Origin of the sequence: Flavobacterium rarum (SeqCode), assembly GCF_965234445.1 — a bacterium.
Lineage (GTDB): Bacteria > Bacteroidota > Bacteroidia > Flavobacteriales > Flavobacteriaceae > Flavobacterium > Flavobacterium rarum.
Genome location: NZ_OZ248479.1, coordinates 351741 through 366917, shown reverse-complemented (window position 1 = coordinate 366917; position 15177 = coordinate 351741). Strand labels below are relative to the sequence as shown.

Here is a 15177-nt window from a genome sequence, read left to right as displayed (position 1 = left end):
TTATTTTTATGTTAATTATTATAAAAACAAAAATAACCAATTCTTTGGTTATTTTTTGTGTTTTGTGGTTGAATAAAGTATAAAATTGAGATTATGTCAATCCATCCTCGTTTAACATTTTTAAAAAATGGAACCCTTTTGGCACATATCCTTGATTGTAATAAAATCGATGAGCTGTAAAATTTCCGGTGAAGGCATCCAAAACAATAGCGGTGCAACCTTCGGCTTTTGCTTTAAGATCAATATAATCGGTCATTACTTTCCCTATCCCTTTTGAACGATGATTCGAATGAACAATAAAATTGTCAATTTCTATATATTTTCCTGTCCAAAGTTTCATTGCGGTCCAAAATCCAGTAATACCAACACAAGTATCATTCTCATAAACAGCTAACTGTTTGTAATTGTGTGGAACCATTTCCTGTAAATAAGATTCGTATTTTTCTAAAGAGAGGTTTGGATATAGGTGCTGCATTACTTCTATTTGAGCAAGCATTTCTGGAATTGTGGTGAGCTCTAATGTTTTCAAGGGATATGGATTTAAAAATATAAGACAAAAATAAACAAAAAAGATTCATTCAGAAAAAAGAGAAAATTTATTGAAATATCACGGAAAGTGGGTATTGCATAAAACCAATTTATTACAGAACTTTGTAAAGTTGAAATTAGATAAGGGGTTTATAAAGCTAATTGTTCCCCACAAAACAAAGCATGGATAAAGCTAAGTTTCTTCCATAAAAAAATAGAGCAAAAGGTTAATAAAGCTAATTGAACCCTTAAAAAAAACAAGCCATAGGGAAAAGCTAAGATACCCACTTAAACACAGAGCATAGGGTTATAAAGCTAATTGTCCCTTATAAAAACAAGCCAAAGTGAAAAGCTAAGGTTCACCCAAACACAGAGCTGAAGGACTATAAAGCTATTTGTTCCTTAAAAAACAAAGCATCGGGAAAAGCTAAGATCCCTACTAAAACAAAGAGCTAAAGGACTATAAAGCTATTTGTTCCTTAAAAACAAAGCATAAAAAAAGAGCCAAAAGGCTCTTTTTTCATTTTCTGTATTTCACAAATTATCCTTTCAAGGCTTCTGCTCCACCAACAATCTCAAGGATTTCATTGGTAATTGCAGCTTGACGTGCTTTGTTGTAAGTTAATTTTAATTGATCTCTTAAATCAGTTGCATTGTCTGTTGCTTTGTGCATTGCAGTCATACGCGCTCCGTGCTCAGAAGCAAATGAATCACGAATACCTTTGTACAATTGTGTTTTTAATGCTTTTGGAATCAAAGTCAAAACAATTTCGTCCTTTGCAGGTTCGAAGATATAATCTCCAGTTGAAACTGGTTTATCAGATTGAATAGGAGCTAAGGGTAAAAATTGTTCGGTTTGTACAATTTGAGTAGCAGCATTCTTAAACTGATTGTAAACCAATTCAATTCTGTCGTATTCACCTGAAACAAATTTTTGAGTTAATGTTTCAGCAATAGCTGCAACATTATCAAAAGTTAAATGATCAAATATTGAACTTTGATTATCAATTACGTTCAAGGTTTTGGATAGAATATCATTTCCTTTTTTACCGATAGCAAATATATCAACTTGTTTACCAGCATAATACTCAGAATGGTTTTTAGCTTCCTTAATTACATTTGTATTAAAAGCACCACACAAACCTCTATTAGAAGTGATAGCAACAATTAACACTTTTTTTACTTCACGTTGTGTTGTAAATTCTCCACCAACATCACCATCAAGCGAAGCAGAAAGATTTTGTAATAATTCCGTTAATTTTTCGGCATAAGGGCGCATTGCTGTGATCGCATCCTGTGCTTTCTTTAGCTTTGCTGCAGAAACCATTTTCATTGCCGATGTAATTTGCATCGTAGATGAAATGGAAGTAATTCTATTACGGATTTCCTTTAAATTTGCCATATAAAAGTTAGAAGTTTGAGGTTAGAAGTTTGAAGTTAGAAATTGGAAGATTACTTCCGATTTCTAACTTCTCATTTCCAACTTAGTTGTATTTTGCTGAAATTTCTTTTGCAACAGTTTCAAGTACATCTGTAATTTCATCTGTTAATTTTCCTGCTTTCAAAGCATCAAGAGTCGCTCTGTGTTTGTTATTTAAGAATTCCAAGAAATCTTTCTCAAATTCTTTCACTTTATTCACAGGAACACTTCTCAATAAGTTTTTAGATCCAGCATAGATAATTGCAACTTGGTCTTCAACTGTATAAGGGTCGTTCAAACCTTGTTTCAAGATTTCAACGTTTCTTTTTCCTTTTTCAATTACGTTTAATGTAACAGCATCTAGGTCAGAACCAAATTTTGCAAACGCTTCCAATTCACGGAATTGTGCTTGATCTAGTTTCAAAGTACCTGCTACTTTTTTCATTGATTTAATTTGAGCATTACCTCCAACACGAGATACAGAAATACCTACGTTGATTGCAGGACGAACACCAGAGTTAAACAAATCTCCATCCAAGAAAATTTGACCATCTGTAATCGAAATTACGTTTGTTGGGATATAGGCTGATACGTCACCTGCTTGAGTTTCGATAATTGGCAAAGCAGTCAAAGAACCACCACCTTTTACGATACCTTTTAATGAAGCTGGTAAATCGTTCATGTTTCTTGCAATTCCATCATCAGCAATTACTTTACAAGCACGCTCTAATAAACGACTGTGTAAGTAAAAAACGTCTCCAGGATATGCTTCACGTCCCGGTGGTCTTCTTAATAAAAGAGAAACCTCACGGTAAGCAACTGCTTGTTTCGATAAATCATCATAAACAATTAAAGCTGGACGACCTGAATCTCTAAAATATTCTCCAATTGCAGCACCTGCGAAAGGAGCGTAAACTTGCATCGGAGCTGGATCAGAAGCGTTTGCCGCAACGATTACTGTATAAGCCATAGCACCTTTTTCTTCTAACATTTTTGCAATTCCTGCAACAGTAGAAGCTTTTTGACCAATAGCAACATATATACAAAATACTGGTTTTCCAGCATCGTAAAATTCTTTTTGATTTAAGATAGTGTCAATACAAACAGTAGATTTTCCTGTTTGACGGTCACCAATAACCAACTCACGTTGACCTCTACCAACTGGGATCATAGCATCAACTGCTTTTACTCCTGTTTGCAATGGTTCAGTAACTGGCTGACGGAAGATAACTCCAGGAGCTTTTCTTTCCAAAGGCATTTCGAATAATTCACCTCCAATTGGTCCTTTTCCATCAATTGGAAAACCAAGAGTGTTTACTACACGTCCTACCATTCCTTCTCCTGTTTTAAGAGAAGCAATACGTTGTGTTCTTTTTGCAGTTGATCCTTCTTTGATACCTGTTGAAGGTCCTAAAAGTACCACACCAACATTGTCTTGCTCTAGGTTCAATACAATAGCCTCTAATCCGTTTTCGAATTCAACTAATTCTCCGTATTGAACATTAGAAAGCCCATAAATAAGAGCAATACCATCTCCAACTTGAAGTACTGTACCTACTTCCTCTAGTGTAGCACCAGATTCAAAACCTTCTACTTGTTTTCTTAATATTGCTGAAATTTCAGCAGGTTTAATTTCCGCCATCTTAATTTATAATTTAGACACTTAAATGTGTAATAAAACTAATTACTTAACTCTCTTTTTAATATTTGTAATCTGTTGGCAACAGAAGCGTTATACTGCTGATCGCCTATTCTTAAAATAAATCCACCAATGATAGCAGGATCTACAATGTTTTCAATTGTAATTTTTTTATCAGAAAGTGTTGCTATTTTAGCTAAAACTATAGCTTCAAGCGCAGCATCCATAGCAATAGCTGTAGTTACTTTTGCCACTTCAACATTATTCATGATATCAAACAATTTGATATACTCTGCAGCTATAACATGCATAATTTCAAATCTTTTGTTTTCAAATAACAAATGAATTAAACCTTTGGTTACGTTATCAACTGAAGCAAAAACTTCTAAAAGTGCTTTCTCTTTCACTTCTACTTTAATGGTTGGGTTTTGAATAAAAGTACTCAATTCCGCATTTCCTTTAATCGTTGAAGCAATAGATTTCATGTCATTATTCACAGCTTCAGAAACTCCTTTTGAATTGGATAAATCTAAAATTGCGGTTGCATAACGAATTGCTGCTCTAGTACTTGCCATGATTAGTTCAATTTTACATCACCTAACAATTTCTCAACCAATTTAGTTTGAGCTTCTTTGTTAGATAGTTCCTCTTTTAATAATTTTTCAGCAATGCTAAGTGACAAAGTTGAAACATGTAATTTCAATTCAGCCATAGCTGCGTTTTTTTCACTTTCAATAGCCGCTTTAGCTTGCTCGATCATTTTTTGACCTTGAGCTTGAGCTTCAGTTTTAGCATCGTCAACCATTTTCTCTTTCATTTCACGAGCATCTTTAAGCATGTTGTCACGCTCTAATCTTGCTTCTTGTAAAATACGTTGATTGTCAGCTTGTAAATTTTGCATTTCTTTTCTAGCGTTTTCAGCAGAAAGCAATGCATTTTTAATTCCTTCTTCTCTATCATTAACTGCATCAAGAATTGGTTTCCAAGCGAATTTTTTCAATAAGAATATTAATCCAACAAATATTAATACTTGCCAGAAGAACAAACCTAACTCAAACTGATTTATTAACTTTTCCATTTTTTATAAATTGTATATAATGTAAATTGTATTTTAAAAAATAAAATTTAATCTGTTTAATATAATTTTCAACATTTAATTAAAACAATAGCTACAACCAACCGTTGTAACTATTGTTTGTTTTTTAAGTGCTAGTTAAGATGCGAATAACGCAGCAAAACCAATACCTTCAATAAGTGCAGCTGCAATAAGCATTGCAGTTTGGATTTTTCCAGAAGCTTCTGGTTGACGAGCAATAGCGTCCATTGCTGAACCACCAATTCTACCAATACCTAATCCTGCTCCGATAACGATCAATCCTGCTCCTACGATTTGTGGAATTTCCATAATATATATAATTAAAAATTAAACATTCTTTTTTAATGATTATAGGTTATTCGTTATATGTTAAACGTCGTTCAACTCATAACTTATAACTCACAACTTTTTTAATGAGCTTCCTCATGATGATGTTCTTCTACAGCTGAACCGAAGTATAATGCAGATAACATCGTGAATATATACGCTTGTAAAAACGCAACCAATATTTCTAGTATAGAAAGTGCAAATGACAATCCAAATGACAAACTGCTTCCTAACCAGCTTTTGAAAATAAACATTAATCCAATTATACTCATCAATACAATGTGTCCTGCAAAAATGTTTGCATACAAACGTATCATTAATGAAAATGGTTTAATAAAAACTCCCAACAACTCAATAGGAGCCAAAACAAGACGCATTACTTTTGGCACACCTGGCATCCAGAAAATATGACCCCAATAGTTTTTGTTCGCTGTAAGGTTTGTGATTAAAAAAGTAAGGATAGCCAATGAAAAAGTAATCGTAAGGTTTCCAGTAACGTTAATACCAAAAGGCATTAAACCAAAAATATTTAAAAACAATATAAAGAAAAATATAGTCAATAAATAACTCATGTATTTCTTATAGTGTTTCTCTCCAATATTAGGAATTGCAATCTCGTCACGTACGTATAATACGACAGGTTCAAAAATACGACCAACACCAGAAGCGATTCCGTTATTTTTAGCGTACGATTTTGCCAAGCTTGTGAAAATAACAAACATTAAAATCGCAGCAAGAAGTATAGAAAAAACTGTTTTGGTAATCGATAAATCTAAAGGACGAACATTTGTTGGATGTCCAGTTTTTTCATCTTCAGTTATTGTACCAGCCGCGTCTGTTTTGTAAATTTTTCCGTCGTGGTGATTTATTTTGTAGAAATTCCCATTTGATTCTGCTACAGCTTCACCGTGTTCAAATTTTGAAGAAGAGAAAATTTGAAAACCATTATCCCAAATAATTATAGGTAATGCAAAACCATAATGCACTCCAGTTTCATCATCTTGGGAAAAAGAAAATTCATGAGAATCTAAAACGTGATGCTTAATAAATGCTTTAACTTTAGACTTCACATCTGTAGGTTCAGCGTGAGCTTCGTGGCTTGTTTCAGTAACTTCATGCGTAGCTTCAGTTTGAACAGTTGTAGTATCCTTTTCAGGATTTGCCATACTAGTAAAAGGAAGACATATAACGAAAGTCGCTATAATAAATCTAAGTGCTTTGTTGGAAATCACCATATCTCTTAAATATCTTTTTTTTTAACGATTCTAAAATTTGGTGCAAAGGTACATTTTTTATTAATACTCAAAAGCATATAAAAGTATTTTTTTGAGAATTTGATTCGCTTAATGCATTGATTATTGCTTTTCGTTGACTAATCGTATCGTGAAAAGGGTCTCAATTGCTAAAAATACAATAAACAGTATAAAGAAATTTATTCGCTCCGTTGGATTATTACCTTTTGGGATTTTTAATAATGGTCTTAAAATCAGATAACAAAAAACCATTTTTATACTTGTTGCCAAAAGAAATGACATTCCAACATTGTCAAAACTCTTTTCCTTAATCTTTAATAATACTACGAATATAATGGAAGACAAAAGGAAGAACAACAAATACAATGCTTCTAAAGAATAATGAAATTGCTCCTGATTAATTTTCATTACATAAAAAATCAATTTGTGTATACCATATAAAAGGAGCGAAATGCCCATTAAAGTTAAAAATGGATACAACTTTTTAAGATTCATGATTCGTCTTTTATTGATTTTTATTGATTTCGTTTACTTGTCGGATTACATTATAGAGAGCCAAAACCACACCAACCATAACCATTATTTTTACATAATATACTTTGGTGCTAGGATGATTCTCGTCCAACCAATTTCCTAAATAGGAAAATAAAAAAATAATAACGCCCATTTGGATGGGAATATTAATAAGTGCCAACCATTTATTGTAGTTGTTTTTATTTGAATTATTATTTGTTGTCACTGGTTGTTGTTTTCGTATTTCCAGATACCATTACACAAGTTGCATTGAAAGCAGCACCTGGTTCTACTGATAATTTACCAATTATAACTTCTCCAATAATAGTGGCCGATTCCTTAATATTCAAAGTATCTTCTACTTTTATTATACCTTCAAATTTTCCTTCGATATCGGCATTTGTGCAAATGATATCTCCTTTGACACTACCTGCTGGTCCAATAACCAATTTTCCGTTTGAGGTAAAATTTCCAATGAGTTCTCCATCCAATCTAAAATCGGCAGGCGAAATAACATCTCCTTTTATTATAGTTCCTTCAACTATTCTATTGGTTTTCCCTAAAACATCAGTTAACATTTTTGGTTTTTTATCAAACATAATTATGGTTTTTTAAGTAAAAGATAGGCGTCTAGGTTTTTCTTGATTTGAACAATCTTGTAATTCTCATTTGAAATAACAATTCCTGTTTGACTGATTTTAAATTTTGGGTTTTCTGCAAAAAGAACAGCTATAAAATGAGCATAGGATTCTGTATGTATGCCATGAATAGAAATGAAATTTTCTTTTTCTGTATAGGAATCACAAGTGTAATATAATTTTTCAATATTTTCATTGGCAAAAAACAAAGCTAGTTTTGATTCTATAGCAGCACTGGTTTTTTCGTCATTTTTGTCAATTTTGAACACAACTCTCCAATTCTTAGATTCTGTGGCACTAAATGTCATTTGCTCCAAAAGTGGAATTTGGGTTTTAAGAATTTCAATAGCATCTTTTCCCTCTTTGCTAGAAGCATAATTTTCTGCTACAAATTGAATCCTTTTTTTGTATGCTTCGAGTCCGTTTAATTTACCTATTGAAAAAGCTTTTAACAATTCAAATTTCGGAACAATATTTTCTCCTGCAAAATGATTGATCAAACCATCGACTTGTTCCAAAACTGATGTGAAATATTCTTGTTGAAACAATCGATATAAATTTTCATATTCTCCTATTGGCGTATCATTGGCGGTTCCATCTAGGGGTGAAACATTGCTAATAATCTGAGTATATCTTGAATTTGGATATTGAGCAATAATTTCTTCTTTTAGAGATGCTGCTTTGACTGAATTTGTAATTTGATAAATTTTAAATAAATTATATTTCGTTGGAAGAATTAATTTTTCTTCGGGTTGATACTCTAATAATTGTTCCAATCTAGTGGAAGCCAAATTGTATTCTTTGAATTTTTCTTTATATGCAACCCCTAATTGGAAATAGACTGCGTTTCTTTCTTTACTGATACTGTCAATTACTGCTTGTGATTTTGGCAATTGTTTTATATAATAATCAGTAGTGTATTTATCATTAACTTCTTCATTAACTACTGCTTTGTCTTTGTTTTCGGTTTGAGCACTATTTTCTGCTGTGTTTTGATTTTGACCCGTTCCAGATGAAACTCTCCAATACCCATTCTGTGCTCTGTTTCCCCATATTTTTTTAAATTCTAATTTTCCGAATGCTACTGTATTTGGATTATAAAAATAGAAAACAGCATTTACTGCTGATGGATTTGAAATTGTAGGAGGTGTAAACGCTGGCACATTTGCTGGTTTTCCATTTGGATCAGTATTAACATCATTCGGCATATTGCCACCATTGTTTAATGCAATGTTCTCATCAATTTTCTTTTGTTTTTCTGCCAACATTTTTTTTAGAGCATCACTGCTTTTCAACTTTTGAATGTAATTTTCAAAGTACACCACTTGTTCTGGCTCATTTAACTTAGCTACATAAATAATACTGTCATTTCTTTTTGCAGTAGCCTCATACAGAATAACTTCATCGAGGTTTTTTCTGATTTTGGAAATCTGAAGATGCTCTCTAGATTTAGGGTCCAACAATTCCAAGCACTTATCATAACTTTTGGCCGCATTTACATATTCAGTGTGCTTAAAATATAAATTTCCAATGTTTCTAAAATTGGAAGCATTCATGTAAGGATCAGTAGATTTAGTATCCAAAGAAGCATTGTAAAAATCCAATGCTAGATCTTTCTTATCGTTGTTGTCGTAAAAAATTCCAATACTATGAAAAATCACATCCAAATAGGGTCTGTTTTCTCTGTCCTCCATAATCTTTTTGGATTTTTCGACAAATACATCATAATCTAAATCTTTGTAATTATTGAGTTTTGCTTTTTTAGCGTAAGCCTGAATGACAAATTTTCTTTCTGCTTTTCTATTCATATCAATAACCGTTTGATAAAAATAAACAGCGCTGTCTTTTTGACCTGCTTCTTCATACAGTTGCCCTAACAAGAAAGAATACCGCTCTCTTTCTTCATGCACTTTGGTGTAAGCATTGGCTAATTTTAATTTTACTACGGCACTGTCTTTTTCTTCAATGTTCAAAAAAGCAGCAGCTAAAATGGCATTCGCATTGGCAAAATCTTGTTTTCCGAGATCATTGTCCTTGATGAGTTTTGAAGTGTTTTTGATAGCCAAAGCATCGTTCCCTAGACGAACGTTTGTTTTCTCTCGCCAAATTTTGGCATCATAAATATTACTGCTGTTCGGATATTTATATAGTATGTAATTGAAAGCATCTAAGGCAGGAATGAATCGTTGATCGTAATATCTTGCTTTTCCAAGTAATAAATAAGCCTCGTCTATTTGGAAATTTTTTTCTCTTCCACCAATATTCATAGCATGTTTTTGAATGGCTTTGGTAGCTTTGGCTTCTGCAGTTTCAAAATCTGCATTTTTGGGTTTTCCATCAACAGGCACATCATCATTCACTTGCATTTTTTCGACAGGTAAACGTTTCCAAAAATCCTCTGTTGAATTGTCATTTATACCTTTAATTCCTTTTGCCAAAGCAATTTCTCCATTATATAATATATTATACTTGGTGCTTAAGGCGTGTGAATTTCTAGCCAAAAAAGTATCTTTCTTGGTAGAACACGCTATCAAGAAAGTTAAAAATAATAAAGCTATAAAGTATTTTGAAGTGTTGCTATTCAATGGAAAACGTTTAAGTCATTAAACTTTCAAAAAAGTATTTTAGTATAATGACTGGTAAAAATACGTTTCTTTTTCAAATAACTAAATTTAAACCGCAAAAAACAGTTCTAATTCTTGTAATGTTTCTTCCGAAGTTTGAATGTCCTTTACTACTTCGCCTTTGTTTAGGGCAACTATTCTATTGCAAACTTCTACCGTATGCATTAAATCATGACTCGAAACCAAAACTGTAATTTCAGGATTATCAGCCAAATCTTTAATGATTTTTTTGAGTCTGTTGACCGTAGTTGGGTCCAAATTGGCAAAAGGTTCATCCAAAATAATCACTTGTGGATTACCAATCAAAGTAGCAATTATTCCCACTTTCTTTTGATTTCCTTTGGATAAATCGCGTAAATATTTTTTGTTTTTAAGTATTTCTCCGTTGAAAAATTCTTCGTGTCGAGCCAACAATGCGTCTACATCGGCTTTGTTTTGCCCTCTTAAATCTCCAATGAAATAGAAGTATTCTTCTGGAGTTAAATACCCAATCAGAAAACTCTCGTCAAGAAATGAAGCGGTAAATGGTTTCCAATGCTCACTACTATTCACTTGAACTTCATTGTTGATTATATTCCCTGTTGTAGGCTGTATTAAATCTAATAATAAACTAAAAAAAGTGGTTTTTCCAGCTCCGTTATTACCCACTAATCCAAAACTTTGTCCTTTTGGAATTGCCAGTGATTCTATATTTAGTACTGATGTATCGTTGTATTTTTTGGAAAGATTATTTACTTGTATCATGCAATTTTAGATTTTAGAATTAAGATTTTAGATTGAACGCTCGAAACTCCCTAATTTGGGGGTTGGGGGGCTATTTTTGTTTGTAGGCGGCAATGGTTGCGTATTTCTCTTTTTTATAAATTTTTTCAATAAATACAAATACTTTGTTTTTTAGCGCTAAACCCAAAAATCCAACAAGAGCAACAAAAGCCAAACCTAAATTAGCATCCATTAAATAAGTACCCAACCAATACAAAAACACAGGTAATATCAATTGTGGAATGGTGATGAGCATTGTTTTGACGTTAAAAGCTTTTTTGTCTCCAAAGGCACCTTTACCAGAACTCAAATCAATAGGCGTTTTTGTAAATGCTCCTCCTAATAATACCAATAAAGAATTAACTCCAATATTATAAATGGCACCAACCACAATCGTTAAATAAATTTGCCATCCAAAGTATAAATAAAAAGTAGCCAGAATTGCAGAAATTATGGTTCCGATAATCATCAACCACCATTTGGAATTCAAATATCCACGATACGGAATGTTTTGTGTCATCATTAATTGGTAATAAGCACTGTCCCAACTCGGCACAAACTGACCGAAGGTGATTAAAAAGCCTCCTGAAACAAATATTCCAGCAAAAATCCGCATCACTTCTGGTTGATGTGAATTACTTGTAAAAAAAATTAAACCATAAAACAAGAACATTATACTCAAACCAATAGTCGTTTTTGAACGTTTGTTTCTTTTGATTAATTTAATGTCGTTTTTCAAAAAAGTTCCTAGAGTTCCAAATTGATTCAGCCAAGTTAACTGTTCCGTTTTGGCAATGTCATTTTTAACTGTTAATCCTGCATCTAGATACAAATCTCCTTTGAGGTAATTATAAGTCCAATAATACAATCCTATCATAACTAAAACTGGAAGCGCAAAAACCCATTTGGTATGAAATAATGCTTGAAAAAATGGATAGGTATAAAGCGTAATATCAAATAATTTGTAATATTGACAACCTGCCAAAACCAAAGCGACAGTGATAAAAATTCCCAATAAGTTATCTTTGTTGTTCAAAAGTATATTTAGAAAATTGTTGGCAAATACAATAGAATAAAGAGCGGTCAGCCAAAGCAACACACTAATTACATCATAGCCTTCGTAAATTAAAACCGCGCAAAAAGGCAGGAAGAAAAAAGCGTGAACTAGATTAAAAAAGGACAAAGCAGTTTTTCCCAAAGAGAAATGTACAATGGTTGGTCGCTTGAATGGTAAAGACAAAAGTGGACGAATGTTCATGACCGGAATTGCTTGCATCAAAAGTCGAACAATCAAATCCATCACAAAATAATAAATCAAGAACTTGTTTATGGTTACCAAAGGATCCAATTTCATTTCCCTCAGTATATAAAAAGCACCAATGCCTAATGCTAAAAAAACGAGCGTAAAATAAAGGACTAGAAAACCCATTAGAATTTTCAAAGCCAAATTGGAAGCGAAAGAAGCCGATCTTAAAAACGATTTCCATTCAAGATAAATAAATTTTGCAAACATGGTTTTTGGTTTGGTTTTGGGAGTTAGTAGTTTGGAGTAGGAAAATGTTACAAAAACAATTGAAAATCGAACTTGAATTCCATCAAATTATTTTAATCCTAAATAGTTTTATTACTTTTGTATAAAAAACAGTCCTATGCCATCCTTTCTAAAATTAATAGTAAAAGAAGTAAAACGCGAAACCAAAGATGCCGTTTCTATACTTTTTAATGTACCCGAAGAATTAAAATCCAATTATACTTTTATTGCTGGTCAATATATAAATTTACGCCTGACATTAGACAATACCGAAATTCGTCGTGCGTATTCTATTTGTTCAGCTCCTACAAGCGGGGATTTGCGCATTGCCGTAAAAGCGGTAAAAGATGGCGCTTTTTCTCAATTTGCTAATTCAAAACTAAAAGCAGGTGATGTTCTTGAAGTAGGAGAACCAGAAGGTAAATTTACTTTCGAGCCCGAAAACGACCGTCAAAAAAACTATATTGCTTTTGTTGCAGGTAGCGGAATTACACCTGTTTTATCTATTTTGAAATCGGTTTTGAAAAGCGAACCTAAAAGTTCTTTTGTGTTGGTTTATGGAAACAAATCTCCAGAAGAAACTATTTTTCACCAAGAATTACACGATTTGCAATTGCAATATGTGGGTCGTTTGTTTGTGCATTATGTGTACAGTGAGGCTAATGTTGAAAATGCATTGTTTGGTCGAATTGACAAATCCACAGTAAATTTTGCTTTGAACACCAAGCATTCATCATTGGAGTTTGACAAATTCTATTTGTGTGGTCCAGAAGAAATGATCAATACCGTTTCTGGGGTTTTGAAAGAAAAGAACGTAAAAGAATCGGCTATAAAATTCGAACTTTTCACGGCTTCAACTCAAGAAAATACTATAAAAGAATCGTTAAGCGGTCATTCTAAAATCACCGTTATGGTCGATGATGAAGAAACAACTTTTGAAATGTCTCAAAAACAAAGCATTTTAGATGCAGCTTTAAAACAAGGAATTGATGCGCCTTATTCTTGCCAAGGCGGCATCTGCAGTAGTTGCTTGGCCCGAGTTACCGAAGGTACAGCCGAGATGAAGAAAAATTCTATCCTTACCGACAGTGAAATTGCCGAAGGTTTAATACTAACGTGTCAAGCGCATCCTACCTCCGCCACTATTCGTGTAGATTATGATGATGTTTAAAAATAAGTGTTCAGTAATCAGTTGGTAGTGTTCAGTGGCCGTTTGTAAATTTATAAACCAACTATTGCTAACGAAATTACTATTGATTTTTGAAATTGAAATTGATATTGATATTGCTTATGAAATCAACACGAGAAATTTTTAAAAGTAATCCGTCTCTACTTGATGAGCCCGAAGTCCAGAAGTTAGTAGACTATTGTTCCGAATTACAAGATGAAATTGTAGAGTTCAAGTTTGCAAAAACTGACAATAAAGAACTTGCTATGCTCGATATGCTCAAAGAAGTGATAAAAGGCTGCAATGCTATCGAAAAGGAACAATTGGAACACGAGCGTTTTGGTTTTGAAGCGCCCAATTACCAAGAAACGATATCGAATCTGAAAAGATATATTTATGGCAGATGCAAGGATGAGAAAATCTATTTGTGAAGAAGTTATGGGTTATGGGTTATGGGTTTCTAAAATATGATAAAAAAAGAGTTTGCTTTGCATACTCTTTTTTTATCACTTTAGCTTTTAAACTGTTAAATTGAAAACTGAGACTGCATACTCTTCACCACTTCAAATGGCAAAATCGTTCTCATCGCATCTTCATATCCTTCTACTTTTTTATTACCATAAACCGATGTTGGCAATTTTGGATATAAATTTCTATCGGATACCAAAGCATTTTCTAAGGGTTGATTGAAGGGAGAAAAACCAGCAAACGGATGTGTTGCACCCCACAGCGTGATGACTTTTACACCCAACATTGCGGCAATATGAGCATTTCCAGAATCCATAGAAAGCATCACATCCAGATTACTAATAAGTTGCAACTCTTGTGAAAACTTGATTTTTCCAGCCATATTAATGACATTCTGTTTGCCAGAACTAAGTGTATTTAGAATTTCGATTTCTTTTTTTCCGCCACCAAAAAGCAAAATTTTATTGTGTGGATCTAATGCCAAAGTGTCGATCACTTCTTTCATTAAATCCAAAGGATACACCTTGGAATCGTATTGAGCAAAAGGTGCAATCCCTATTAATTTTTGATGCGAAGTGCCAATTATTTCTAGAATCTCGGAATCTAAAATGGCTTTTTTAGGAAATATTGGGTTATCCAAATTCACCGGAAAACCGAGTTGTTCAAGCACTTTTGTGTGTCTTTCGAACATGGTAGTCAACGGTTTGATAACTTTGTTGTCGGGACGAGTCAGGGCTTTTTTCTCGGCTCTTCCTTTGTCAACCGAAGCTGTTTTTTTTCCACTTAAAGCAAAAAGTGTTCTCACGATTTTGGAACGCAAAACGTTATGCAAATCAGCAAAAGCATCGATATCCAACGCTCTTAAATCTTGAAACAATTTGATTAAACCAAGAAATCCTTTGTGTCTTTCTTTTTCATCAAAAGCAAAAAAAGAGAGATTGGGAATCCCATCAAAAAAAGGTTTGAAAAAAGGTCTGGAAACGACCGTGATTTTTACTTCGGGATACTGATTTAAAAAAGCACGTAAAACAGGAACCGTCATGGCGACATCTCCCATTGCGGAAAGTCTCATGACGGCTATATGTTGAATGTTTTTTGGCAATTTGAGGTGCTTAATTTATTGATGCTTGGATGCCCTAGCCCAGATTAAAATGAAAATCCCGGAACAAAAAAAGTAAAGTTTCTTGTTCTAAAAAAGCGACCAACGGAA

General features: G+C 33.2%; 16 protein-coding genes. 2 read left to right on the top strand and 14 right to left on the bottom strand.

Annotated features, from left to right (window positions below):
* Nucleotides 1-91: 91 nt before the first annotated feature.
* From AC8GF4_RS01460 to AC8GF4_RS01400, 13 genes are all read right to left on the bottom strand, one after another.
* The gene (locus AC8GF4_RS01460; protein WP_506592803.1) at nucleotides 92-496 is read right to left on the bottom strand and encodes a GNAT family N-acetyltransferase; all 405 of its coding nucleotides are present in this window, start codon (nucleotides 494-496) and stop codon (nucleotides 92-94) included.
* Between the two features lie 573 nt (nucleotides 497-1069).
* The gene (atpG, locus tag AC8GF4_RS01455; RefSeq protein WP_506592074.1) at nucleotides 1070-1930 is read right to left on the bottom strand and encodes an ATP synthase F1 subunit gamma; all 861 of its coding nucleotides are present in this window, start codon (nucleotides 1928-1930) and stop codon (nucleotides 1070-1072) included.
* A gap of 82 nt (nucleotides 1931-2012) precedes the next feature.
* Nucleotides 2013-3590, bottom strand: coding sequence for a F0F1 ATP synthase subunit alpha (gene atpA, locus AC8GF4_RS01450; protein WP_506592072.1), 1578 nt, complete (start codon nucleotides 3588-3590; stop codon nucleotides 2013-2015).
* 38 nt (nucleotides 3591-3628) lie between these two features.
* On the bottom strand, nucleotides 3629-4162 hold the full coding sequence (atpH, locus tag AC8GF4_RS01445; protein WP_506592070.1) for an ATP synthase F1 subunit delta: 534 nt from the start codon (nucleotides 4160-4162) through the stop codon (nucleotides 3629-3631).
* A gap of 2 nt (nucleotides 4163-4164) precedes the next feature.
* Nucleotides 4165-4665: a F0F1 ATP synthase subunit B gene (locus tag AC8GF4_RS01440; RefSeq protein ID WP_506592068.1), complete on the bottom strand. Its 501-nt coding sequence runs from the start codon at nucleotides 4663-4665 to the stop codon at nucleotides 4165-4167.
* 135 nt (nucleotides 4666-4800) lie between these two features.
* Complete coding sequence (gene atpE / locus AC8GF4_RS01435; protein WP_185965906.1) at nucleotides 4801-4992, bottom strand: ATP synthase F0 subunit C; 192 nt, start codon at nucleotides 4990-4992, stop codon at nucleotides 4801-4803.
* Between the two features lie 101 nt (nucleotides 4993-5093).
* Nucleotides 5094-6245: a F0F1 ATP synthase subunit A gene (gene atpB / locus AC8GF4_RS01430; RefSeq protein WP_506592066.1), complete on the bottom strand. Its 1152-nt coding sequence runs from the start codon at nucleotides 6243-6245 to the stop codon at nucleotides 5094-5096.
* A 120-nt stretch (nucleotides 6246-6365) separates the two neighbouring features.
* Entirely contained in the window at nucleotides 6366-6671 is a 306-nt protein-coding gene (locus AC8GF4_RS01425; RefSeq protein ID WP_506592064.1) for a hypothetical protein, read from the bottom strand.
* 97 nt (nucleotides 6672-6768) lie between these two features.
* The gene (locus AC8GF4_RS01420; protein WP_506592062.1) at nucleotides 6769-7002 is read right to left on the bottom strand and encodes an AtpZ/AtpI family protein; all 234 of its coding nucleotides are present in this window, start codon (nucleotides 7000-7002) and stop codon (nucleotides 6769-6771) included.
* On the bottom strand, nucleotides 6989-7375 hold the full coding sequence (locus AC8GF4_RS01415; RefSeq protein WP_506592059.1) for a bactofilin family protein: 387 nt from the start codon (nucleotides 7373-7375) through the stop codon (nucleotides 6989-6991). The genes AC8GF4_RS01420 and AC8GF4_RS01415 overlap by 14 nt, the downstream gene beginning before the upstream one ends.
* A gap of 2 nt (nucleotides 7376-7377) precedes the next feature.
* A complete protein-coding gene (gene porW, locus AC8GF4_RS01410; RefSeq protein ID WP_506592057.1) occupies nucleotides 7378-9999 on the bottom strand; it encodes a type IX secretion system periplasmic lipoprotein PorW/SprE in 2622 nt (873 codons plus the stop codon).
* Between the two features lie 87 nt (nucleotides 10000-10086).
* Nucleotides 10087-10782: an ABC transporter ATP-binding protein gene (locus AC8GF4_RS01405; protein WP_506592055.1), complete on the bottom strand. Its 696-nt coding sequence runs from the start codon at nucleotides 10780-10782 to the stop codon at nucleotides 10087-10089.
* A 70-nt stretch (nucleotides 10783-10852) separates the two neighbouring features.
* A complete protein-coding gene (locus tag AC8GF4_RS01400) occupies nucleotides 10853-12313 on the bottom strand; it encodes a DUF5687 family protein (RefSeq protein WP_506592053.1) in 1461 nt (486 codons plus the stop codon).
* Nucleotides 12314-12449: 136 nt separating this feature from the next.
* Here AC8GF4_RS01400 and AC8GF4_RS01395 point away from each other — a divergent pair, with 136 nt between their 5' ends.
* Both AC8GF4_RS01395 and AC8GF4_RS01390 read left to right on the top strand, forming a co-directional pair.
* Nucleotides 12450-13502: a 2Fe-2S iron-sulfur cluster-binding protein gene (locus AC8GF4_RS01395; protein WP_506592051.1), complete on the top strand. Its 1053-nt coding sequence runs from the start codon at nucleotides 12450-12452 to the stop codon at nucleotides 13500-13502.
* Between the two features lie 119 nt (nucleotides 13503-13621).
* Nucleotides 13622-13930 (top strand): hypothetical protein, encoded by a 309-nt coding sequence (locus AC8GF4_RS01390; protein WP_506592049.1) that lies wholly within the window; start codon nucleotides 13622-13624, stop codon nucleotides 13928-13930.
* 95 nt (nucleotides 13931-14025) lie between these two features.
* Here the strand turns inward: AC8GF4_RS01390 and AC8GF4_RS01385 are convergent, their stop codons facing one another.
* Nucleotides 14026-15039, bottom strand: a complete 1014-nt coding sequence (locus tag AC8GF4_RS01385; RefSeq protein WP_506592047.1) for a glycosyltransferase family 9 protein — start codon at nucleotides 15037-15039, stop codon at nucleotides 14026-14028.
* Nucleotides 15040-15177 lie beyond the last annotated feature (138 nt).

Bases quoted from the DNA above. Each gene is read 5' to 3' on its own strand.
- AC8GF4_RS01460 (WP_506592803.1), bottom strand. From the start codon at position 496: ATGCTTGCTCAAATAGAAGTAATGCAGCACCTATATCCAAACCTCTCT.
- atpG (WP_506592074.1), bottom strand. From the start codon at position 1,930: ATGGCAAATTTAAAGGAAATCCGTAATAGAATTACTTCCATTTCATCT.
- atpA (WP_506592072.1), bottom strand. From the start codon at position 3,590: ATGGCGGAAATTAAACCTGCTGAAATTTCAGCAATATTAAGAAAACAA.
- atpH (WP_506592070.1), bottom strand. From the start codon at position 4,162: ATGGCAAGTACTAGAGCAGCAATTCGTTATGCAACCGCAATTTTAGAT.
- AC8GF4_RS01440 (WP_506592068.1), bottom strand. From the start codon at position 4,665: ATGGAAAAGTTAATAAATCAGTTTGAGTTAGGTTTGTTCTTCTGGCAA.
- atpE (WP_185965906.1), bottom strand. From the start codon at position 4,992: ATGGAAATTCCACAAATCGTAGGAGCAGGATTGATCGTTATCGGAGCA.
- atpB (WP_506592066.1), bottom strand. From the start codon at position 6,245: ATGGTGATTTCCAACAAAGCACTTAGATTTATTATAGCGACTTTCGTT.
- AC8GF4_RS01425 (WP_506592064.1), bottom strand. From the start codon at position 6,671: ATGAAAATTAATCAGGAGCAATTTCATTATTCTTTAGAAGCATTGTAT.
- AC8GF4_RS01415 (WP_506592059.1), bottom strand. From the start codon at position 7,375: ATGTTTGATAAAAAACCAAAAATGTTAACTGATGTTTTAGGGAAAACC.
- AC8GF4_RS01405 (WP_506592055.1), bottom strand. From the start codon at position 10,782: ATGATACAAGTAAATAATCTTTCCAAAAAATACAACGATACATCAGTA.
- AC8GF4_RS01400 (WP_506592053.1), bottom strand. From the start codon at position 12,313: ATGTTTGCAAAATTTATTTATCTTGAATGGAAATCGTTTTTAAGATCG.
- AC8GF4_RS01395 (WP_506592051.1), top strand. From the start codon at position 12,450: ATGCCATCCTTTCTAAAATTAATAGTAAAAGAAGTAAAACGCGAAACC.
- AC8GF4_RS01390 (WP_506592049.1), top strand. From the start codon at position 13,622: ATGAAATCAACACGAGAAATTTTTAAAAGTAATCCGTCTCTACTTGAT.
- AC8GF4_RS01385 (WP_506592047.1), bottom strand. From the start codon at position 15,039: ATGAGACTTTCCGCAATGGGAGATGTCGCCATGACGGTTCCTGTTTTA.